The organism is Rhizobium rosettiformans W3 (genome assembly GCF_004912135.1).
Taxonomy (GTDB): domain Bacteria; phylum Pseudomonadota; class Alphaproteobacteria; order Rhizobiales; family Rhizobiaceae; genus Allorhizobium; species Allorhizobium rosettiformans.
On the sequence record NZ_STGU01000013.1, the window covers coordinates 54,186 to 77,337 of the forward strand.

16 protein-coding genes are annotated in these 23,152 nt (G+C 60.2%); 1 reads left to right on the forward strand and 15 read right to left on the reverse strand.

What is annotated here, in order from left to right; genetic code table 11:
- Position 1: 1 nt before the first annotated feature.
- The 9 genes from FAA86_RS19535 to FAA86_RS19575 all read right to left on the reverse strand — a co-directional run bounded on the left by FAA86_RS19535 (position 2) and on the right by FAA86_RS19575 (position 17,601).
- A complete protein-coding gene (locus FAA86_RS19535; protein WP_246035131.1) occupies positions 2-2,359 on the reverse strand; it encodes a PD-(D/E)XK nuclease family protein in 2,358 nt (785 codons plus the stop codon).
- Positions 2,360-2,672: 313 nt separating this feature from the next.
- Entirely contained in the window at positions 2,673-4,754 is a 2,082-nt protein-coding gene (gene brxL / locus FAA86_RS19540) for a BREX system Lon protease-like protein BrxL (RefSeq protein ID WP_010336179.1), read from the reverse strand.
- Positions 4,755-4,761: 7 nt separating this feature from the next.
- Positions 4,762-7,269 carry a BREX-1 system phosphatase PglZ type A gene (gene pglZ, locus FAA86_RS19545; protein WP_136542764.1) on the reverse strand — a complete coding sequence of 836 codons (2,508 nt, stop codon included), beginning with the start codon at positions 7,267-7,269 and terminating at the stop codon, positions 4,762-4,764.
- Entirely contained in the window at positions 7,262-10,714 is a 3,453-nt protein-coding gene (gene pglX / locus FAA86_RS19550; RefSeq protein ID WP_136542765.1) for a BREX-1 system adenine-specific DNA-methyltransferase PglX, read from the reverse strand. The genes pglZ and pglX overlap by 8 nt, the downstream gene beginning before the upstream one ends.
- Positions 10,714-14,253, reverse strand: coding sequence for a BREX system P-loop protein BrxC (gene brxC, locus FAA86_RS19555; RefSeq protein ID WP_136542766.1), 3,540 nt, complete (start codon positions 14,251-14,253; stop codon positions 10,714-10,716). The genes pglX and brxC overlap by 1 nt, the downstream gene beginning before the upstream one ends.
- Before the next feature lie 3 nt (positions 14,254-14,256).
- Positions 14,257-14,862: a DUF1788 domain-containing protein gene (locus FAA86_RS19560; RefSeq protein WP_010336175.1), complete on the reverse strand. Its 606-nt coding sequence runs from the start codon at positions 14,860-14,862 to the stop codon at positions 14,257-14,259.
- On the reverse strand, positions 14,862-15,464 hold the full coding sequence (locus FAA86_RS19565; protein ID WP_069709526.1) for a DUF1819 family protein: 603 nt from the start codon (positions 15,462-15,464) through the stop codon (positions 14,862-14,864). Before FAA86_RS19565 ends, FAA86_RS19560 begins: the two co-directional genes overlap by 1 nt.
- Positions 15,461-16,363, reverse strand: a complete 903-nt coding sequence (locus FAA86_RS19570; RefSeq protein ID WP_009450526.1) for a BrxR family helix-turn-helix transcriptional regulator — start codon at positions 16,361-16,363, stop codon at positions 15,461-15,463. Before FAA86_RS19570 ends, FAA86_RS19565 begins: the two co-directional genes overlap by 4 nt.
- A gap of 266 nt (positions 16,364-16,629) precedes the next feature.
- Positions 16,630-17,601 carry a LysR family transcriptional regulator gene (locus FAA86_RS19575; protein ID WP_110780663.1) on the reverse strand — a complete coding sequence of 324 codons (972 nt, stop codon included), beginning with the start codon at positions 17,599-17,601 and terminating at the stop codon, positions 16,630-16,632.
- 207 nt (positions 17,602-17,808) lie between these two features.
- Here FAA86_RS19575 and FAA86_RS19580 point away from each other — a divergent pair, with 207 nt between their 5' ends.
- Complete coding sequence (locus FAA86_RS19580; protein WP_136542767.1) at positions 17,809-18,438, forward strand: TetR/AcrR family transcriptional regulator; 630 nt, start codon at positions 17,809-17,811, stop codon at positions 18,436-18,438.
- Here the strand turns inward: FAA86_RS19580 and FAA86_RS19585 are convergent.
- From FAA86_RS19585 to trbK-alt, 6 genes are read right to left on the reverse strand one after another with little or no spacing between them, the layout of a single operon-like run.
- Positions 18,433-18,654 (reverse strand): DUF2274 domain-containing protein, encoded by a 222-nt coding sequence (locus FAA86_RS19585; RefSeq protein WP_020818575.1) that lies wholly within the window; start codon positions 18,652-18,654, stop codon positions 18,433-18,435. The two genes, FAA86_RS19580 and FAA86_RS19585, sit on opposite strands and share 6 nt — an antisense overlap.
- A 2-nt stretch (positions 18,655-18,656) precedes the next feature.
- Positions 18,657-19,757 (reverse strand): TraB/TrbI/VirB10 family type IV secretion system protein, encoded by a 1,101-nt coding sequence (locus tag FAA86_RS19590; RefSeq protein ID WP_425467448.1) that lies wholly within the window; start codon positions 19,755-19,757, stop codon positions 18,657-18,659.
- Positions 19,758-19,786: 29 nt separating this feature from the next.
- Positions 19,787-20,800 carry a P-type conjugative transfer protein TrbG gene (gene trbG, locus FAA86_RS19595; RefSeq protein ID WP_136542769.1) on the reverse strand — a complete coding sequence of 338 codons (1,014 nt, stop codon included), beginning with the start codon at positions 20,798-20,800 and terminating at the stop codon, positions 19,787-19,789.
- The gene (trbF, locus tag FAA86_RS19600) at positions 20,797-21,486 is read right to left on the reverse strand and encodes a conjugal transfer protein TrbF (protein WP_136542770.1); all 690 of its coding nucleotides are present in this window, start codon (positions 21,484-21,486) and stop codon (positions 20,797-20,799) included. The genes trbG and trbF overlap by 4 nt, the downstream gene beginning before the upstream one ends.
- The gene (gene trbL / locus FAA86_RS19605) at positions 21,483-22,850 is read right to left on the reverse strand and encodes a P-type conjugative transfer protein TrbL (RefSeq protein WP_038148834.1); all 1,368 of its coding nucleotides are present in this window, start codon (positions 22,848-22,850) and stop codon (positions 21,483-21,485) included. The genes trbF and trbL overlap by 4 nt, the downstream gene beginning before the upstream one ends.
- A gap of 3 nt (positions 22,851-22,853) precedes the next feature.
- A complete protein-coding gene (trbK-alt, locus tag FAA86_RS19610; protein WP_100237041.1) occupies positions 22,854-23,141 on the reverse strand; it encodes a putative entry exclusion protein TrbK-alt in 288 nt (95 codons plus the stop codon).
- Between the last annotated feature and the right edge of the window lie 11 nt (positions 23,142-23,152).

Here is a 23,152-nt window from a genome sequence, read left to right on the forward strand (position 1 = left end):
GTCATTCCTCCTCGAGCGTGCGGATGAAGGCGGTGACCAGGGCCGAGCCATCGGTCAGCGCATAGGGGGTGAAGCCGGCTTCTTTCTTGAAGAAGGCCGCATCCTCAGAGGTGTTCAGCACGACCCGGCCTGCACCAAGTTCGGCCAAGCGTTCCGCCAGCTTGGCTACCGCCCCGGCATTCACCGCATCGCCCATGTCGCGGGCGGGCGAGCCCTCGGGCAAGACCAGACCCGAAGTCAGCAACCCGCCATCATTCATCAGGTGATAGGCGACCGCCACCTTGCGGCCGATCAGCGGGTCCATGCCGTCACCCTCCCGCCGCATGGGCCGCGCTATCATATCGGCGTAAAGCCCTGCCTGCAGATCCCAGCCCGCCTCCATCCGCTGCCGTCGGCCCTTGGTGCCGCTTTTCTTGTGATCGATGATCAAGAGCGCACCATCAGGCAGTTCAAGGATCGCGTCGGCCTTGCCATGCAGATTGATGCCATGCGCCTCACCGGCCAGCCAGATTTCATTGCCGATGATCTTGGCATTGAGCGCCAGCAAGTGGTCGCGCCAGCGCTGGGCCGCCGCCATGATCTCACGCTCCAAACCGCGGCGCTCCATCTCCCATGACGGGCTGCGCAGATAGCCCGCGTGACGGGTGAGCGCGCGGTCATAGGCCTCGGGGATCAGTTCTGCCAGCGCCTCGGTTTCCGGGAACGGCTGATCCTTCAGGAAGACATGCTCAAAGACATCATGGGCGATATTGCCCCTTGCCATCACGTCGAGTTCTTCGGTCGCCCAAGACATATCCTCGGCCCCAACCTCCGCCAGAAGCCAAGCGAGCGGGCTGACAAGCAGCGTCTCGAGCCGTGAGGGCGATTGCGGTTTGGCGGTGCCGTCATCGCGCCGACGAAGGGACAGAAGGTCATGCCCCGGGAAAGCAAGCTCCTCAGGCAATTCCGCGGGTTCCGGCACCGGCATCAGATGGTGATACGCAATCGGCCATTCCGCAGGGCTCTGACGCGACAGATCGGTGATCAGATCGCTGGCATCCTCAACGCCCGCCACCGCCCGCGCCACCAGCGACAACCCGGCCGACGGTTGCAAGCGCCCGCCCGCCAGATCGCGCCATGGGATGAGGAAGGTGACGCTGCCGGAAACCGCCTGAAGCTGTTGATCAAGTAACGCGAGGCTTTGCGCCAGCCCATCGGCCCGACCGCGAAGGTGAACGCCGGTTCCCGCGTGTATCGCAGCGATCTCGCTGTCAAGAAACAGCGGATTGGCACGCGGGCGAGTCGGGTAAAGCCCGTCGGTGAAATCGCTGACGATCAGATGGCGGCATGGGCGCCACGGGCTTTCATGCGCGGACCAGAGGCTGACGCCTTCAAGATTGCGGTCGGGGTCCGCAACCATGGGCGGCGCGATCTGAATGCCACGCAGGATTATCTCCCAATCCGGCGTGCCTTCGCCGGGGGGGACAGTCAGCCGCGCGCGGACCTGATCGCCTTTTCCGATCCGCTCGCAGATCCGGTCCAGCAGGAATCGCAGCTGCGGCAAGCTGCTGGCCGAGGCGCGGATATCGTCCCACAGTTCCTTATGTGCGGGCGTGCCCGTGAGGATGGCGCCTCGGAAATCGCCACCCATGAGGCTTTCGGCAAGATCGCGCCCGGTCTGTGCCGCCCAGGGCATCAAGGGAGAAAGCGCGAGGCTCGCCAAGACCATGGCCGGAGTTGGCGGTCGCTTGGCCAGCGCCAGATGTAGCGCGGTCTCGCCAATGACATCTCGCTCGGGTAATTGGCCCGGAAGGCCCGAGAGCGGCACTCCCTGGGCTGAGAAAGCGCGCGCGATCTGGCGCAGATCATCGCCCGACAGCACGGCAATTTCACAGGCCGAAACGCCGGACTCAATCAGCGCCCGGGCTTGGGCGGCGGCGAAATCGGCGCAGGCGGCGGGATCGCGCAGACCATAGAACGCGAGGCTGTCATCCAGAACCCCGGCCTCGATATCCTGCGCTGAAACACCGCCCTGCAGCGCGTGCAGGCGGCTGCCGATTGCGGCCCGGGGCGTATAGGCGCTTGCGGGAACAGTGCCGAACTCGTCCCGCAACCGGGCAAAAAGCGCCTGCAGCGCCGCAGGAGCTAGAGGATCCAGCGAACCTTCAACCACCGGCAACGAGCCCAGGAACGACCCATGCGGCAGGGCCAGCACATGGGAAATCGGTGCCAGCCCCTCTGGCAGCGCATCCCCCAACCTTTGCCACAGCGCGACCAGCGCCAAGAGATGCCGCTTGGCGCGGCTGTCTGGCAGGTGATCGACGTTCGGCACCTTCAGATCCGGCGTGGCCAGCACAAGATCCGTCAGCGCGGCGGTCACCGCCGAGATCGTCTCGACAGGCGCATTGGCAAGACTTTCGGCCCAGACCGGGTCAGGCGCCTCGGCAATGGCACGCCCCGGCGCCCATTCGGCAGAAATGGGGGCAAGGGACAATTCGGCAAGACCGGTATCGGTCAGGCGGTATTGCAGGCCGGAGCGCGGATCAGTGACGAGGAACGGGTAGTGCATGAATGGCCTGCAATCTGCGGATCAGGAAAACTGTAACGAGGATGAGGGCTTGGGCATCGAGGTCTACTTCTTGCTTCCGGCCGAGCGCGTAGCCGAACCTGCACCGCCAACACGGTCGACGAAGCTAAAGGTTCTCGACATAAGTCACGTAGAAACCACGGACCATCCGGTGCTCCTGCATCCGTTCTCCCAGCGAGAAACCGTTCATCTTGCGAGGCGTTGGCTGGAAAATATCCAATCCGCGATCCAGAACCATCTTCCAGCCAGTATCCGTCGTGATGTCGCGTGCATGGAGAGTGCCGCTCCCATCGAAGGCCCATGTGAAATCGACGCCCGTGCCTGTGCAGGCTTCAGCAATCCCGTCCAGGCACTCTCGCTGCTCCTGAATGTTCCCATCGTCCGGAGCCGTGACAAGATGCACAGCGATCTGATCTTCAGGCTGTTTGCGCCTGATCAGCATCTCGATCAGTTCCATCACGTTGCGCGCCTGATGGAACTTCCGGATATAGGGGTCTGTGATGATGATCCGCGTCGCGCCATCCGTCCAAGGACCAAAGATCTTGTCGAAACTGATGCCCTTGCGGTTTTCTGTGAAAACGACATGTCCGGGAGTTGGGGGGAAGTGCGGGGCAGCGGTAACGGTAGGCGCTGCGGAAGCAGCCGCCGTTGAGACCGGCTCTGCCGGTACCGACCCAATCTCTTGTTGATTCACACCGTCACTTCCATCGTCGGTTGATCGACGGTGGTAGAACTGGGGGAACTCCTCTTCCTCGAGCGTGGTTACGGCGCGCTTTGCGCCATCAGAGGCGATGTAATGGAAATCTGCTGCCTCAAAGGTGCTGTCGATCCGCAGGAGCTGGTCCTTCACCCGCTTGCGGCATTCAATCGCAAACCGCAGCAGCTCTTCAACTTCGGCTTCTGTCTCGCCTCCATTCGGGAAGATCAGCTTCAGCAGGCCTGACATGGTCTTGTTGATCGCGGCGCGGTCCCGGATATGGGTCTGAACCGGAATGGTGAAATAGCGATCTGGCCGGTGCGAGAAGTCCTCCGCACGCAGATGGCGCAGGATTTCGGCGAGATAGTCGACAATGAACCCATAGCCAGATGTGAACATCTCACCCCGGATGATGTCGACCTCCCATCCGGGCAGATAGGCATGCAATCGATCAATAAAGGCGCTGTCGTGAAACTGCGGCGGCAGAGCCTCGAACAGGTCCGTATTCTTCAGCATCCAAGGCACGTTATGGTCCGTGTTGCCGACAAAGGCGAAGCTGGCCTCAGCGCCCATCGGATTTACACCACGAGAGAACTGCTTGTTCGCCATGTAGTTCTTCATGATATCGACAAGCGCCTTGTTGGCCGTCTTCTCGCGGCCGGCAAATTCGTCAAAGGCCACGACATCCCAAAACCCGACCAATCCGATCCGGCCATTGGAATTGTTCACGAAAAGCTTGGGAACCGTGATTTCACCGCCCGAGATCAGCTGACCATGTGGCGAAAACTCGGAATAGATATGAGATTTTCCCGTCCCCTTGGGACCAAGCTCGATGAGGTTGTAGTTGCGCTCAACAAATGGGACCAAGCGCAACAGTTGCAGAAGTTTTGACCGGCGCCCGAACAGTGACGGGTCAAAGCCGATGCTCTGCATCAGGAGATCGATCCATTCCTCGGTGGTGAACTTGTCCCGCGTCTCGCGATAACCATCATAGTCGACACGGGCGATCTGGATCGGCTTCAGCGTGTCGATGATCCAAGGAGAGATCCGGCTGTCTTCCGAGAATTCGTACTGCACATCGGCGATGCACCAAATACCCGTAACCAGCAGTTTCGGGTGCGCCTTTACCGTGGCGCTGTCGATGGCAACCCGCTTGATACCGAGGTTTTCAAAGACCGCCTCATAGGCATCGGTCTTTTCATTCAGCGCCACGCTAACCTGATCGATGACCTTGTAGCGGCCACGCTCCTTGATCGTTGATTGTACCAACCCAGCTTCGGAACGATGGACGTAGTGCTTGCGCAGAATGTCCTTGACCGTTTCAATGCCTGTCGCAATCGAGGCTTCGTCATCGGTCGCGCAATACTGGCCGAGAAGGTATTCGAGCACATAAGTGGGGACAATGGCGTTCCCTTTCACGGCCTTCACCAGGTCCTTACGGACCACGAAACCGGCAAAATGCTCATTGATCTTGTCATCAAGGGTCGACATCGGCACCTCAGAAATCGAAATCTGTACTGATCCCGCGTTTCAGCAGCAGCGGCTGCGAAGCGTGATCTTCGAAATGGCTGGTCTTTCCGATGCGCGTTCGCAGCTTCAGGAAGACTGTCTGATTGTTATAGGCGTCTGCCGCCTTGGACAGCAGGAAGCTCCGCGACAACTCGCGCTCGCGCGGGTTCTCAGACGTGAAATCGAATTCCAACTCGGCTTCATCTGAGATGAGTGTTTTATCGTCGGCAAAGATGGCTGCATGCACCTGCCGGGGCTGCTGCTTGTCGGTCACTGGCTCCGCCTGATAGAAGGTGACCTGGATCTGGCCCGTGGTGATCTGAGCACGGGGTGGCGGAATGATCTGCACCGAAACCTGTCCGACATCCTCCTTGCGCTGCTTGCCGACACGCAGGACCGGCAGGACGATCTCCTGCAGGCTCGCCCCGCCATGGACAAAGCGGCTGCCCGATCCTTTGACGCGCAGGCGGTTGATCGAGTTCGGGATCAGAATGTCCTGCTCACCTTCCAGCCCAAGCTGTGCAGCAGAGAACTTCTTCATGCCGCCACTGCTGTTAAGGCCCCGGCCGATCACGAAGCGCCGGTTTCGTGTAACGATCTCGCCCTCCGGCTCGCTCAGCGCGAAGCCGCTCTCTTCCAGAGCCTTGTGCTGCCACAAGAAGCCGTGATCGGCGGTGATCAGGATGTTCGAGAAATTGGCCGAAGTCAGCTTCCGCACCAGCTTCACCAGATCCTCGATGGCAGCCTCTGCCGCAGCTGGGACATTTTCCTCGGTGGTGAGCTTGTCGCCAATCGCGTCGATCTGGTTGTGATACAGATAGAGGACATCATGATCCCGGAAGAGGTCTTTGCCCTCCGATGATCCCAGATTCATGAAATCCTTAGCCGCGAGAACCTTTACCCGGTCTCCAGCCCGGCCCGCAGCAAGCGCCTTTTCACGCGCAGCGGCCCCCATGGTGCTTTCACCGTCCAGCAGCACCAGATCATTGTCGTCGCGGATCGCCAGTTGTCGGTGCGGCAACAGCGCCGCCATGCCAAGCTGCGTGTAGCTCGGCAAAACCCCGATCATCGGCTTCAGTTCAGCATCGAACCGATTGAGCTTGCGTATCTCGCGCAGTGCCTCTTCGGCCACCTCATAGCGCAGCGCATCCGAGATAATGACAACGACCTTCTGATCCTTGCGCCGGTATTCAGCAGCCTGCCCCCGGTAGAAATCCACCTGACGTGGAAAGCCCGGGACCGCCCAGTCCGTGAGGCGAGCCACCTGATCCTGCCAGGCATCGTTCAGCTTCAGCACGAAATTCGTGGTGTAGCGGTTCTCAACCGCCTCATAGAGCGCCGACAGCAGCCCCGACTGACCGCTTTTCTGCATGTGATAGATGAACTTGCGATAGAGCTGGTCCAGTCGAAACCAGCTTGCGGAATAGCGCTTCACACCATCGGACAGGCTGGTCATCGTCAGATCAGCCTCGGCCAGCGCCTGCTGAAACTCGGTCGCATAGCCAATGGCCTGATAGACATCCGCGTAACGGCTATACCAATGGCTCTGGCGGCGATCGCGCACCCATTTCAGCACATCTGTCGCCGGCAGGCTTTGTTCGGCCAGCCCTTCGACGATGGCGACAACGATCCGCCGATCCACTTCCTCGAAATGGTCATGCGGGATCAGGACGCGGAAATCGCGCGAGGCCAGATCGTCCCTGATCTTCAGCACATCCTGATAGTCACCCGACAGCTTCTCGAACGCCTCACCCCACCGGCGCGAAGCGCTCCAGCGACGGAACATCAGCGCGGCATCGGTGTTCAGGGAGGCAGCTTCTCCCATGGCCCGCGCCCAGGCGCTGGAAAACAGCGTGATGGCGAAATCCTGAAAATCCGGCGCATCCGCCTCATAGCCATAACGCGCAGAAACTTCCTTCCAGAAGAACTCCGCCAGCCCGACCCGATCCACCAGCTTCAGCGCCTCATCACGGCCTTCAGCCAGCTCGGCCAGCAACGCCTCAATCACCGTATCGAGATCGCCATCCGCACCAGCGCAGACCGCCAGCATCTTGCGGCGGACATCGTTGGCGCTTTGCGATGGCCGCTCGCGCTCGATCGCGCGAAGCGCTTCCAGCCGCTTGCCGGAACGGTAAAATTCGGCGTGATCGCGCACGGCGGCTTCATACTTCGCCGGAATGCCGAGATCAGCCACCCAGATCGCCGCCTGATCGGCGCGGAACACGGCGCTGGCCAGTTGCACATCCAGCAACCAGTTCTCGGGCATCGGCGGCTCGGGGCCGTCCTTGTAGAGCAGAAACCGCCCCTTCGGCTCCTGCCGCAGCATGCGGTATTTCAGGCCGAACTCGTTGTTGGCGATCTCCACCTTGGTCACGCCGGGCAGGTCCACCGCATCGAACGCCGTGCGCAGATCGCGGGCGGCGTCATACCAGAAGACGATGCGGTGGCCCTGATCTTCATAGAGCCGCATCAGGCCGGTGGTGATGCGGTCAGTCATCCGCAGCCTCCAGTCCCTTGATCGGCTTCAACGCACCGGCGAACAGCGGATAGTTTCGCTTCACCCCGTCATCCAGATCGATGGCGATCTTCTTCTGCGCCATCGGATAGACGACTTCGCGTTCCCATTCGGTCAGCTCGGCGATCTGCTTGATGACCGTGGCCGTCTCCTTCTGCGCCTTTGTTTGTTGGGTGGGCGTAGCGGCAGGATCGACAGCCAGCTTTTCCAGTCGAGCGCGCTCGACTTCAAGCTTCTGGATGAACTCGCGCACATATTGGTTCAGCACGACCGAAACCGTGTCAGGCCGGTAGCGGTGCATATAGATCAGCGCGTTGAAGCTGCCCTTGGGGCTGGAGAACATCCAGTAGATCGGGCGCTTCTTGAAGCGGCGCACATGATAGTCGAAGAAATCCTTGGTGAACCATTTGCGCAGATCCTTGCCGAGGGCGGCTTCGATGAAGGCGAGGTTTTCGCGGAACTTTGCCTCGCCAAAGGTGACGCGCAGGAAGTCGCGGGCGCGGGTGACGATGTCATCGGCGAACCAGTCAGCATCCAGCACCGGGATGACATTGTCGCGGTCAAGGGCAAACGTCGGCTCCGGCACGCGCGCCAGATATTCCTCAATCCCTTCGCCCTGATTGGCGAGGATCAGGCCGGGCGCGTCGAGGCTATAGCGCCCGAACATGCAACCCACGGCATAGTGGAGGAATTCGGCCACAGTATCCTCGCGCAGCCGCGCTTCGCGTTCTTCTTCCGTGCTCTTCACGCCATAGCGATAGGCCGGGTTGCAGGTCAGGGTGATTTCTTCCAGCGGCACTTCGGGGGTCAGTTCGTCTTGCAACCCGTAGGCGTCGATGAAGATGCGGTTGTTCTCTTCCTCCAGCCGCTGCATCTCGTCCGTCATGCCCTGCCAATGGGCGCGGAGGCGGGAAAAGGTGGCCTCCAGCGTTCCGGCCCGGTGGTCGGGTGAGAGCAGCGGGAGCGCGGTAAAATCCCAGGAGGTTTCGTAGGCGTCCCAGTCGGATTTGGCTATACAAACGCAGCGGGTTGCGATTTCCTCCGCCTGCGCTGTCTTTAGGACAGGAACTTTGCCAAGGTCCTCAATCAAAATATTCAGTGTCGGCGACAAAGTTTGAGCGAGAAAAATACCAAACTTCGAGTTCAAAGAAGCAAGCGTCGCGAATGCATCTTTCTTTGCTTCATGCGGCATGAAGTTACCAGCTTGGTCATGCAGGTGATCCTCATAGAAACGGAAAGATGGTGCGCCCGAAGTTAGCGAACTGTACGATATGGCAGGCTTGAAGGCATGTTGGGTGTTCCGCACATATGCGCCTTTGAAGGACTTCAGTTCATCTCCTGAAGTTCCCCAGTTTACGGTGAATTGTTGATTGCCATACCATCGGCGCCATTCACCCCCCTTGTTATAGGGGCGCCACTTAGTGTTGCGGGCGCTGTTAGTGACTTCGAACCAGTTTCTGAGGAAACGATTATTGTCTGCAGTGCTTGTTCCCCGCTTGAAACCTCCGAGCTCTGATACAGTGACTGACTTACCGAAACTCTCTACCGCTGTATCGGAAAGTTGATAAAGAATCGGACTACCAGGAATTGCATCAAACGTAGTCGAAGGCGTTCTGTAGAACCATCCACAATCTTGGTCTTGTATTGCCTGCAGCGCGCGAGGACCTTGAACACTTGCCCCCCTGAACTCAGACAGTCGCACGTACGCCCCGCGAAACTTTGGGCGATGGTGGTTTTCAATCGTGAACGTGCAGATTGGCACTGTTGCGCCATCGAAGCCTGAATATTCGAGTTGGATTAGGCTTGAGATCGTCTTTCTGCCCAACAGAAACCTCCTCATGCCTTCGTAAGAGGATATGAACATCCATACAAACGGCGTCATAAAGCCGAGTTGTCCAGCCGGTAAAGCCATGGCGCAGTTTCGAACAACAAAAGCCGAAAAAAGATCCGAAGAAACGAATTCATAGTGGTCGGAAAGGAAACTGCTGAGAAGACCATTCATCCCTTTCCCGCCCATATACGGCGGGTTGGCGACCACGACGTGATACTTCGGCGACAGCGCCTCGGCCATGCGCAGTACGGCTACGACACGCTCCTGCACCTCCTTCAGCAGCAGGTCGGAACCAAACTCCCGCGCCTCGACCACCCTCAGCGTCTCGGCCGGATCGCGCAGCTTCGGCACGATCAGCGAGCCGAAGTTCTTTGCCTGCTCGAACTGCCCCAGCGTTTCGCGCAGTTCATCCGTGAACAGATCTTTGCCAACCACGGCGGCCACGTCTTGCATCTCGGCAGGGGTGAAGCGCACGTCCTGCAGCACGACGATGCCGGGCTTTGCCTCCATCCGCAGGAACCGCCGCCGCCCCAGCTTCGCCGCCGCCTTCATCGACAGCGCAAAGGCCGCCAGCGCTCCGGCGCGGTCGTCAATCTCGATTCCGGTCAGGTTGTGCGTCAGGATCAGGCCGGGAATCTCGGCCGGGTCATGGCCTTCCTCGGCATAGATTTCGTAGAGCAGGTCAAACGCATAGGTCAGCATATGGCCCGAGCCACAGGCGGGATCGCAGATGCGGATATCTTCGGCCCGCGCGATCTTCAGGAAATCCGTCTCCGGCTCTTCCGGCGCGATGTAATAGTCCATCTTCGCCGCCAGCTTGGATTGCGGGCGATTCAGCAGCCACAGCCGCCCCAACGAATTTTCCACCAGATAGCGGACGATCCAGTGCGGGGTGAACAGCTGCGTCGCGGCGGGGATATTCTCGGCCGTGATCTTCTGGTTTTTCTTCAGGCCCGCAAAAACCTGATCCTTCTTTTCGCTGATATAGAACTGGTAAAGCCAACCGATGATTTCGACATCCTGGCAGGCATCTTCAGTCATCACCTCGCGCAGGCGGGCAAGGATGCTGTCCGGCGACAGAAGATCGTCGGGCATCAGTAGTTCGGTATAATCCTCGGCCCGGTCGAGCATATCGGCGCGCTCGAACATATAGGGCATGGCGCCATGCCATTCGTTGCAGGCATGGATCAGCAGCAGCCGATAGGCCTCCGCCTGCCCGTCATGGGCGGGACGCGTGCCGTTCAGATATTCGGCGATCTCCGGTCGGGCGCGATCCGGTAGATTGCCAGCCATCGCCTCCGCCAGAATCTCGGGCCGGGTAGCGCCATCGGCGGGCGATACGACGCGCGGGTTGGTCAGGCCTGTCGCATCCATGAAGCGCAGCGCGGTGAAGCGGTTGAACCATGTATAAGCGGACTGTTCGATCACCTGGGCGCGGTTGCTGTTGGCGGCCGCTTCCAGCCTGGCAATCGCCTTGGGATGCTCGCGGCGAGCTGCCGCGCCCTCGGCCAGCACCATGTCCAGCCGGGCAGTGACTTGATCGATCAGCAGGTTGCGCGCGCTTTGCGCGAATTTCTTCAGGGCGTTGGTATCCATCAGACAATCACTTTCTTACCCGCGCCGATCTCGGCCAACAGGGTCTTTTTCATCTCGTCGAGGTAGCAGGTCACATCGTCCTCATCTTCGAGATAGGTTTTCGCGAAGGGGACGGTGATCGACTGCGCCTTGATATATTGAGGCTTGGCCGGTGCCGGCTGCACATATGGCGCGGATGGAGCTTCAGCCACGCCACCGGAAGGTTCGGGCTGGGGCGCAGGCGTCGGAGCTGGTGCAGGTGTCAGTTCAGCAATGCGCGTCAGCGTGTCTGCCAGAAGATTGGAACGCACTTCAGTCACCAGATGGCGCAAGGCCGGGATCAGGCTCTGTGCGGCAAGGCCTGATTTCCGCGATACAAGCTCTTCGCGGATGCGCGCCTGCTGTTCGGGCGGCAGAGCGCCAAACTCCGAAGTCTGGGCGACTTTTTCAGCAACCTCGTCAATCGCTGTGATGACAGCGGTGCGCTCAGCCAGAACGGTTTGCTCGATACGCTCCTTCAGGGCGTAAAAATCCGCTTTCAGTTCCTGAATTGCGGTGCCCTTGTAGCACTGCGGATCCTCAAGAACCTGACGCAGTTTGTCGGCGGCAGCACCTTCGGAATAGCCAAGGTTCTGATCCTGCTTGGTCAGGAAAGAGCGCACTTCATCGCAGATGGCTTTTTGCGGCCCGCGCATGAAGCTGCGGACTTTGTCGAAGACATCCTCTTTTGCATCAAGAAGCTGGTCTTCCTGCCCGATCGGGCCGGTGATGAACCAGGTCGCCGACTGGTCGCGCATCCCATCCAGCATGGTGCGCAGGGGATCGAGGGCGGCGGCAAAGGGATAGGCTGCAATGGCGCGACTCTCCTGCTCGACATCGCCGAGCAGCTTGCGCAGTTGCGTCTGCCACTCCGCACCCAGACTGCGCGCGTCATTGCCAGAGGCTGGAAGATCGAACAGTTCCTGAAACAGTTCGCGGGATTTGCGGATCTGGGTAGCAGTGAACTCGATCTGCGGGGAAAGCAGAATATTGCCAAGGGCATGACTGTTGCGCAGCCCCTGCACCAGCGCATCCCCTTCCAGCAAAGCACTGTCGGCCCGAGCCTCAAGCTTGCCGCGCGCGACAAGGCTCGCGGTCAGGCAGAGAACCGCGATGGCGGGCCAGCCATAAGGTTTTGCTCCGAACTTCTCGACCAAAGCTTTGACCGAGACCCGCGTCCCAAGGCGCATCTGAGCCTGAGCATGATTCAGCACGTCCTGCTCGGCTTCGGTCAGACCGCTGCCTTCGCCGCCGAAAAGCCCGCCATCGACGCGTCCGGCTCGCCCAAGATCTGCTTCGGTGTAAGTGGCGCCGCGCAGGACAGGCAGGCTGGTATAGACCTTGTCCACCAAGACCTGGAAACCTTTGACCAGCCGATCCTGTGGATCTTCGCCGCCGATCTCCAGCTCGGCACCGCGCACGAAGAGTCGAGCATCCGCGATCAGGCCGCGCAGCCGCTGCACCAGTTCCTTTTCGCGCCGCGTATTCTGGTCACGCTTCTCCGCAATGATACGATCACGACCGGGTTGGGCGTCGCCGCTGGTGACCTGACGCGCAAATTTTACGGTCTGGAGCCAGAGGACGAGATCGCGCGTAAAACGCACATCACGCCCGAGTAGGACAATCATCTCATCGCTTGCCATGCTGTTCGAACGAACCACATCCGGTGCGTCGGAATCGTCGCTGAACGGCGAGATGATATTGACGGAAAGCTCATGTTCCCGGTTCAGGCTGTGGCCGTCAAGCTTGCGGGTGAAAGCGTAATCGACGCCCGTGCCGACATGCTTGATCTTGCCGTGACGGAGGATCGCGCCGAACGCCAGTTCATCGAGCTGCCGTTCTATCTCGGCGGGATCGACGGCGATTGCCTTGATCTCGGCCTCGACGTCCTTTTCCTCATTGGTGAGGAATTCATAGACCTCACCGTTGCGCTGAATCAGCGTCTGGCGTTCTAGAAGCGACAAAGCCTCTTCAATATTGCGACGCTGCTCCGTCTGGTCCGCCTCGAACCGGGACAGCAGGAGGATCGATATGTTGCGGGCAGTCGGTTTGAATTCCTTGACGTATTTGACAAGGAACAACACCTTCAGCACCCGCACGGCAAAATCATCGCCAAGGTTCTTTTCAGCCAGTTGGATTGACTGCTGAACCGATGATTTCAGGGCGGTGCGAATCCCCTCAAACATCAGGTCAAAGGTCGCCAGCCCCCCAACCGGCGTGTCGGCCAGCTTTTTGGCCACCTCCTGAAACACCCCCAGCATAGAGCGTTCGCCGACCGAGCTGTGCTTACCCTCAAACGCGTTATGCTGCGAGAGGCCCATGATCGCGCGCTGGAACAGGTCATACTGGTAGTTCGGGAACGGGTAGCTCGCGACGAACTGGTCTTTTCCGGAGAAGTTCCTGAACTTGAAAGAATTATCGCCGAAATCGAACAAAGTGCGCAGGTTATTTTCCTCAGCATCATAAAGATTGCCAAGGGTGATCTGACCAGCCTCGGTCTTGGCCAGCAGACGGCGCTGGATAACTTCGGCCACATCCTGAGAGTTCAGCGGCATCCGGTTGGCAAAGCGCGCCTGGATTTTCGAGAAGTCATTTTCTTGCTGCGCCGTCAGATCCCCGATGACCGAACCCATGTCCTGCTGGGCGGTGACGACAATCCAGGCCTGCCCCTTGCACTTCGTGTTCAGGCTTTCGGCAATGGTTTGCAGGTTCGTCATGAGCTTGACGTTGTCGGCGATATACTGCCCCACCTCATCGACGAAGAAATTCAGCCGGAACCTCGGCCCCTGCGCATCGATCCACGACTTCACCATATTGGCGAAATCCTCGATCGAAACCTTCGTATCCTTACGATACTGGCCAAGAATATCCTTGACCTCATCGCCCGTGACCTCGGCAAAGGCGGCGGCAATGTGCTTACCTTCCATCAGAGCCTGTTCGCGTCCGCGCTCCCAAGGCTTTCCGGAAGATTGCGCAAAGGCAGCCTTGAAGGCATCGAGCTTGCCGCGACTGTCCAGATCACGCTCGAACTGCGCGATATGCGGGAGCTTGCCATAGTAGCCGCACATCTCGTCAAAGACCTTCTGGAAGACGGCGAGAAGCGCATCGACATCCGCCTTCGAGATCACATCCGCCTTCTGGTCGATATTGAACAAGACCGACCGGGATGGAATCGACACTGCCTTGCGCAAAGCGCCCGCCAGCATCGGGTTGCCCGCAAGCTTCCGCTCAAAGATTTCGACGGCACGCTGCCCTTCGACCTCGTCATTCTCCAGCAGAAGGGCGAGCATCTTCAGCAGGTGAGACTTACCTGACCCGAAGAAGCCAGAAATCCACACGCCGTTCGCGGTATCATAATTGTTGTAGGCGTCGAGGAATTGCTCCAGCCGAGCGCCGATCTCATTGGTGATGACATATTCATCGAGCTCGGTCAGGAGGCTGGCCTTGTCGTCAGCCTTGATCACTCCATCGATCGAACGGTCGACCGGCTTGGCAAAGATATCACGCAGAAAAGTAGCCATCGGTCAGACCTCGTAATTCATGATATTGAACGCGCGGTAGTATTTGTCGTCATGCAGCAAGCCGAACAATTCCAGCGATGCTCCTGTCGCCAGCGCGTGCGTGTATTTTCCCGGAAAGAACATGACCGTCGGGCGATCTTTCGCGGTGCTTTGCAGGTTGTTGAGTACGTTGTGCGACCGTAGGTAGGGGTAAACCTCGCCTACGCCTGACAGGAAGATCACGTCGTGCGGGACTTCTTCGATGTGCCGCGCAATCTCTGGAATGAGGTGTGCCTGCGGGTCCAGAACCCCCTGCAACAGTTCCTTGAGCTCCGCCTTTTCCGTTTCGGCTTCAACCTCAAGGATCTGCTCGAAGATACCCCGGTCTTCGAGGATCCTGATCGAAAGATCATAGAGATCAATATCAAGTACGCGCACACCAGCGTGGCTCAGCCGGGCGATCAGATCCTCGCGATCCTCGCCCAGGCTCAGTCCGTCTTCGGCATCAAAAGCGCAGATAAAAAAGGGAACCTCGTTTCCCAGCCCTTGCTTTTGCAAGAACCGATCGCTGGAAACTACCCTGAATAGGTGCTCGGCGCGGGCGCGCCGATCAGTTTTCGTGCCCACCATTACCCCCCATTTCCGGGAAAGACCTGCAAGTCCGCCGGATTACTCTCCTCAATCAGCCGCTTCATGCGCCCCGATAACCAAATCGGCTGAATTCTACCCTCGACGCTTATCAAACCAACTTCACGTAGTATCCGAAACAAGACCTGACGCAATTTTGCGCAGGTTGAAGCTGAAAGAGCGGCGAGGCCGGGATCGCTTTCAGCCTTCTCCGCGAGAAAGCGGTCAAAAACCTCATGGCCCAGGTCGAGCCGCCATGATTGGTAGCGTTCGCTGATCACCTCGACTGCGAATTCGTGGACAAAACGATAGGTCCGGCAGACCGCCAGCCACATCATCGCCTGCTGCTCGGCGCGGTCAGCCTCTACCGACAGGTAATGACGTTCGGCATCAGAGAGATGGCCTATCCGGTCGTACACTTCACGAAGCGCGCGGGTTTGCGAGGCCAGTTTGGGTAAGGATGACGCGCCCTGGGCCAGCAAACGCTCACGAGCAGATGCCCAGTTCTCACCGGGTTGATAAGCTTGAGCAATCACGATGCTCTCATTGAGCATCAGCCCGCCCACGCCAAAGGACATCCGATATTTCGCTGCGGCCACCATCATTTAGGTACCGCCCCGCTTGCTGTGTCAGCCTCATCGAACTCATGCTGTGCACGCTCAAGGGCGGCGGCAACCTCGTCTTCGTCAGCCGCAACGATATGCTGGGTCCGGGGATCACGCAGCCTAGCCCCATCAAGGAGTCCTAGCCGCTTGAGCACATAGAACAGCATGGCGTAGCGAACTGTCAGCACAGCGCGCCCGTCCGCCATGTTGTAATCCTTTGCGACCACCGCCTGCTGACCGACCGACAGATCAGGATGCGGCACAAGGGTGATATCGAAGGTTTCCTGCCACAGCCGGTCCTGTGCCGCAGCAGCACCTGGCTCGCCGAACTCGCCGAATCCAAGGACACGCGAGAGCAGGAAATCCTTGAAGCGCTCCGTTTCATGGCACCAGGCCCGCACATGCCAGCGCAGACCATCAAAGCCGAAGGCATGCGGGGTAATACGCCGCCATGCCGGATCGGGCCGATCGCGGTTCATGGATTGGTAGTGAAGGTCCAGCGACCTTTCCTCCCGCACTGCCGCCAGAACTGAACGCAGAACTTCGGTATCGACCTTACGGCGCAAAGTCAGAGCGATATCCATGTCAGGCGGGGCAGCGAGCCAGTTCGCCCCCGCGTCGGCGAAACCTTCCGCCATCGATCGAAGCCGCATGAGATAGGCGTCCGGGTCCGGATCTAGAAACACCGGCTGAAATTCCGGGCCGGCTACGTAGCGGCGAGCGCTTTTGTCATAGACCGCATTCTGCGGCGCACGCTCCTGATAATGGGTCAAGTCCTTTGACGCCTGCGGAACGGAGACGCCAAACGTATCGATCAGGTCAGAGCGATTAACACCCCCCTCCCAGAACAGGCGGAATTCGATGAACTCCAACCGCCTCTCGACACCCCATTTCAGCATTGCTCGTCCCGCCGCACTTGAAAGGATAAAAAGTATATGGGACACCTTGCGATGTCCGTATATTTTCTATTCTAACAAACCTCAAACTGTCAAGCCCGAGCAAGGCCGGATGCGCACCGTGTCACCGTGCACAAACACGGCGGGGCAAAAACGCTATCGAAGTCGGTCAGCCTGGACTTGGGCAGGGCCACGACATCTTCGATGCCGACACGGTCGATGTCGATTGCAGCCAATGCTACGGCGTGATCGTACAGTGCCGTCAAACCCTATTTTCGCCGGGCCAGCCCTGTCAGCGATCGTGCCAGGCTCAACAACCGCCGAGACGCCGGATTGTCGTTTTGCGCGGACCAGACCATGCTGAACGGCAGCACCTCATCCGCAAGTTCCCGGTAGGTGATCCCTGGAAACTGGGCGACGGTTGTTGCTTCGCTCGTCAGAGTGAGGCCGCGACCGAGAGCGACCAGCGATAGGATATTGTCGCGGCCGACCTGCTGAGACTGAATATCGAGATGGCGGCCGAGACCGGCAAGGTGAGCAACCAAATAGTCGTGGATCTCCTGACCCGGCGCAACGTCACTCACAATGAACCGCTCGGAGACCAAATCGCCCCATCCAAGTTCCGGCTTGCCCGTCAAAGGGTGGTTATCGGGCAGCACCACGAAAACCTTCTCGCACCATAAATGCTCTGCCTCACAGCCATCCCATGCCGCGGTTCCCGTGATGAATGCGACGTCCAGACAAAGTTTCCGGACAGCCGCGATGTGCTCGGGCGGATTGCCGTCAATAAGGTCGACCTGCACGTTCGGGTGGCGCGTGCCGAAGGCACGCAACAGATCGAACAGAAATCCTGACGCAAGGGACGAAAATATCCCGACCTTGATCAGCCCTTGCTCCGCCCGGCCAACCGCCGCCACCTTGGTCACCCCAATGTCGATCTGGCGAAGAGCATGGCGAGCGTTGCGCAGGAATTCCCGCCCGGCAACGGTCAACCGCACCCCGCCAGCATGGCGCATGAAAAGCGACGCCCCGAGTTCATCTTCGAGATCACGGATTCGTCGGCTGATGGAGGATTCCTGCACAGAAAGCGCGGCAGCAGCCTTGCGAAAACTCCCATAATCGACGGCGGCCACAAAATATCGCAACTGGTTCAGCCGGACCGCAGATGTGCCGGGTCTCCCCTCAACGACTTTTGTGAGGCTATCATCAGGCGAGGTCTGATTGTTCCCGATCACAGCCATGGTGCATCATCCGAAACAGCGTTCGGTTTCTGACGGGCACCCCGCCATCATCAACGCGAAAATCGATCTGTGTGCGTTCATCGGCTCTCCGCACATCCTCAAACTAAACGACGTTCAGTTACCGAATGCTGCTTCTTGACTTCCGCCCCGTCAACGAAAAAAGTAAATGTCGTTTAGTTTTCACGACAAGTTGCAACAGGCATCCGCATGGCCCGTCCTCGGAAAGAGCAAGAACTTGATATTGCTCGTCGCGCGATCGACGAAACGATCCGGCTGCTGTCAGAACGTGGCGACCTCGACGTACCGCTGACTGCGGTCGCGCACGCCATCGGTTGCACAGCGCCAGCGCTTTACGGCCATTTCCGCAACAAAAGCGCCTTGTTGCGCGCCGTTCGGGACGAAGGTTTCAACCAGCTCTACAGAGAAAAGCTGGCCGTCTTCCAGCAGATGCGCGGCAATCCATTCGGCTATTTGCGTGATGGCAGCTATGCCTATGTCCGCTTTGCCCTCGAAAACCCCACGCTGTACCGACTGATGTTCACACCGCCGCCACGGCTCGGAGCCAGCGATGATCCATGGTCGGGCGAAGCTGGAAGACAGATACTAAATCTATTGCTGACGGGACTTCGCTGCTCTCAGGACCAAGGCTTTTTGCCCGGCATGGATCTGAGCCGTTACAGCTTCATGTTCTGGTCAACGGTACACGGCGCGGTGAGCCTCACCCTTCAGAACCGGGAAATGGATCAGACCACCAAATGGGATGCGACACGAAAGGCCGTCGATACGTTGATGGAAATCATCGCCGCGACGCGCCATGACTCGCTCGGCACCTCATGAGCGAGACCTTCGGGCGCTGGCAAAGCCCCGATCTGTCGCAATGAACCGCTCCAGCATCGGCACAATCAGCCTGACAGGATCGGCAGCGGGCTGGCCGGTTTCGCGAGCCAGCACTTCGGCATAGGCGACAAGATCGCGGTGCAGCGGCCCCGGCAGTTCCACCGTCACCTTCACGGGCTTGTCTTCGATGAGGGGGCCGAGTTTCAGCTTCGTCATGGTCAGTTCCTGTAAGGTTCGAGTACGAGATCGCGGGTAACGATGACCCTGACCGGGTAGCCCGGCCGGATCGTCAGGGTCGGCGCGACCTGCAACTGGCGCTGGACGATCTGCTGCCCGGCCTGATTGATGGTATCCTGCGCTCCGTCGCGGATGGCACGGATCAGACGATCCTCGTCGTCGGCCGCCAGTTCCGTGCCGATGCCGAGCAACGTGGACAGCCCCGCCGCCTTCATCAGATCCCACCAGTGATAGTCAACGCCATCTTCCAGCCCGGCATAGCCGGAAGCGTCCGCACCGGGCTGGCGCTCCAGCACGATGGAGCGGCCGTTGGGCAGAATCAGGCGGTTCCAGACCAGCAGCACGCGGCGCTGACCGAACTGCACACCGGCGTCATACTGACCGATGATGCGCGTTCCCTGCGGGATCAGGAGCAGGCTGCCGGTCGGGCTGTCATAGACATTTTCCGTGACCTGCGCGGTGATCTGGCCGGGAAGGTCCGAGCGGATGCCGGTAATCATCGCCGCCGGGATTACGGCCCCTGCCTGAAGGATGTAGGGCGAGGCTGGCGCCATGATCCGATCCATGGCAACGGTCTGCCGTTCCACCGGCCCATTCAGAAATGCCGTGTGGCGGTCCTGTGTTGCGGGCTGGCCACCAAGGTCAAGGCCAGCAAGGCCCGGCATATTGGAGCCAGGCGTCGTCGCTGATCTCTGCCCCGACTGGAAGAACACGGTGCTAAGACGTGCGGCTTCTTCCTCGGCAAGCCGGCGCTCTTCGGCAGGATCGCGGGCAGGCGTCGCCATGGCGGGCGGCGTGACGGGCTGACCCCGGTTCTGGGCATCCAGGATCGGGCCACCGAGATCGCCCGGCAATGCCGGCCCCAGGACCGGCCCGGTATAATCCTTCGGCAGACCCGCCAGTCCATCTGCCGTGGCGCGGTTCTCGGTCGAATAGAGTTCTTCACCGTTTCCGCTCATATCGTGCGTCTGGAGCGCATAGATCAGCACCCCGCCGATGCCGAGGAGCGCAACAGCCCCGGCACCGGCCAGCATCTTGCGCGACAGGCGCGTGACGCGCGGCGGCTCGGCACGCAGACGCATCGGCGTTGGGTTGGTGGTAGCCTCTTCACTCATGACGGTTGCTCCCCGGTTTTGGCGGGCTGGGCAGCTTGCCTTTGCTCGATGCGAACGATCCTGACCGTCTGCTGCTGCTTACCGCTACCAAGACGCAGCTCAGCCGCTCCGAACAGCCGATCGACTATCAAGATGTTCTGGTGAACACGGGAATTGACGATCTGGGTCTCGCCCTCGGAACCGATGACGAAAATCGGTGGCATCTCTCCCTGCACGATGCCGCGCGGGAAAACGACATAGACACGGCGGCCATCGTCGAAGACGGAAATCGGCCGCCATGGCGGCGTATCTCCGGTCAGGCCGTAACGATAGTTGCGTGCCGCCTCGACCGGGATGATGGGTGCTGCGGGAACGGTCTGGCGTTGACCGGCAGGCAGCGCCGGATAAGACCAGGATACGGACGGCATGTAGAGCGCCTCACGGGCGCGCAGCTCGATCATGTAGGTGCGCCGATCGGTCGTCACCACGAGATTGGTTGAGATGTCGGATCGAGATGGTTTGACGAGAATATGGACCCGGCGCGACGTACCGCTCCCGCTCTCAGTATCGCCAATGATCCAGCGGGCGGTGTCTCCCGCCGCGATCGGTCCCGCACCGGTCAGGCTTTCGCCCGGCTCCAGCGCGATATTGGTGATCTGTCCTGGTGCTGCATAGACCTGATAGAGCGCACCTTCCGACCAGGGATAGATCTGGATGGCGTTATAGTAACCCTCGCGGCGCGGCTCGACGCGGGCGGCGGCATTGGCGTTCTCGACGCGGCCTGCCGGTGTTCCGGCAGCAGTTCCGCCGCGTGCGACCGTCCAGGCCGGCGGCGTATGAAGCGGCCGAGGCCGGTCATCGGTGACAGCGGTCGACACAACAGGCAACGCCGGCACATCGGCATCATAGCTGAACTGCGGCGCTTTGTTGGTGGCGCAGCCTGCCAGCATGGTGGCCGAAAGCAACAAAGCCGCGAACGCGGGTTTACCGAAAACCGGCAAGGCGGAATTGCGGGAAGACGCGATGGTCATTGGCTCATCTCCCGCGACCATGAAATTGCATTGACGTAGATGCCGAGCGGATTGGCGCGCAGACGCTCGGCATCGCGCGGGGTCTGGAGCACGATGGTCAGGATCGCGGTCCAGCGCTCGGTCGTGGAAAGCTGCCCGTTCTCGTAATGGCGCTCGGTCCAGGCGACGCGGAAACTGTCGTTCGAGGCGCGGATGACGCTGGAAACTTCGACTGCGATCTGCTGGCGGCCGACACGGGTGAACGGATCGTTGGCGCGGGCATAGTCGTTGAGCGCGGCCGCTCCCCTATCTGTGGTGAACTCATAGGCGCGCAGCCAGTTCTGGCGCACGATGATGGCATCCGCCGGGATCGAGCGCGTCTGCTCGATGAAACGGCCAAGATGGAAGGCGATCTGCGGATCGGTCGGGCGGTAATCGGCCGTGGCTGCGGTGATGGCCTGGGCCTGGCCGAGATTATCGACCTGCACCACCCAGGGCACGACCGTCCCGCGCGCCGATTGCCAGACCAGAGCAGAGGCGAAACCGGCCGAGAGGATCAGTGAGCCGAAGGCCATGATGCGCCAGTTCTTAGCCTGCACGCGAGCCGAACCGATACGCTCGTCCCAGGCCTGGGCAGCTTTCTGATAGGGCGTCTCGGGTTCGGGCGATTTGCCGTAATGGGCCGATGGACGTTTGAAGATGTTCATGAGCGGTCACTTTCAGAAAGATTGATGGAGGAGCCGCCGCCATGGCTGTCGCCAGCGCGCACGGCATGGGCGGCCATCGACGTGCCGTGACTGAGTGTCTGCTTGCGCTGCATCTGCTTTGCCCATGCCGGAGAGCCGCCAGCCTGCGCGGCGGGCGATGGGCCAGCACTCGCGGCCTCGCTGGCACCTCCGACAGTTCCAGCCGTGGAAGAGCCACCAGTGACGCCGAAGCCGGCACGCGCTCCATCGGAAAAGCTGGACGTGACGCTTTCCGATGCCTTCGAGGCGGCGCGCTTCAGGGGCGATGCGGCAGCAGAGCCTGCGGCACGGGCAACACCGCCCAGACCGGAGGCAACACCGGCAGCGCCGGACTGGCCAAGCGAGCCGACACTGTAGGCGGCGCTCGCCGCACCTGCGGCGGCAGCACCACCACGGACAGCCGCAGCTCCACCCGACAGCGCCGCTGTCCCTCCCTTCGCGGCCATGCCTGCGGCAGCGCCGCCGGCAAGCATCATGCCGCCAGCGGCAAGGCCGGTTCCAACAGCCGCACCTGCGCCAAGCTGCGGGCCGCCAGAAACCAGACCGGACGCGATGCCAGGACCGAAGATGCCGAGGCCGAGAAGGGAAAGGGCGGCCAGCACGATCGCCATGGCGTCGTCGATGGTCGGCGTCACGCCGCCGAAGCCTGCCGTGAATTGGCTAAATAGGGTTGATCCGATGCCGATGATGACGGCCAGGACCAGCACCTTGATGCCGGAGGAAACAACATTGCCAAGAACGCGCTCGGCAATGAAGGCAGTCTTGCCGAAGAGACCAAAGGGGATCAGCACAAAACCGGCCAGCGTGGTCAGCTTGAACTCAATCAGGGTGACAAAGAGCTGCACGGCGAGAATGAAGAAGGCGAGCAGCACCAGCGCCCAGGCGAACATCAGGCAGGCGATCTGGATGAAGTTCTCGAAGAAGGACCAGTAGCCCATCATATCCGAGATGGATTCGAGCAGCGGGCGACCGGCATCGAGGCCGGTCTGCGCCACCTTGCCGGGCCGCAGCAGATCAGCGGCGGAAAAGCTGGTGCCCGAACCTTTCAGGCCAAGACCGGCGAAGCTGTCGAAGATGATCTGGGCGAGATTGTTCCAGTTGCCGATCAGGTATGCGAAGACGCCGACGAAGAGCGTCTTCTTGACGAGGCGTGCGATGATGTCGTCATCGGCGCCCCAGGACCAGAAGAGTGCGGCCAGCGTCACGTCGATGACGATTAGCGTGGTGGCGATGAAGGCGACCTCGCCACCGAGCAGGCCGAAGCCGCTGTCGATATAGCTGGTGAAGACGCCCAGGAAATTGTCGATGACGCCGGTGCCGCCCATGGTTCACTGTCCCCCGTTCTGATGCGGAGCGGCGGGCACCGGCGTCCGGCCGAGGAACCGGTCGCGGTTCTCGGCCCAGGTGGCGAGGCAGCCGGGATCGTTCACGGCGGCCTCGCCTAACTGCTGGCAGTGGCGCAGGCTCTGGCGCAGCGGATCGGCAGAGGGCTGAAGCGATGGCGCCGGACGGTTCTGCGCCGGTTCATCCTCGCGGGTCATTTCGATCACCGTGGCGGTGATGGCGATGGCCACGAATATGATCGCGCCCAGCCGTGCCAGCATCTTGCCGTCCATGTCGCGCCCCT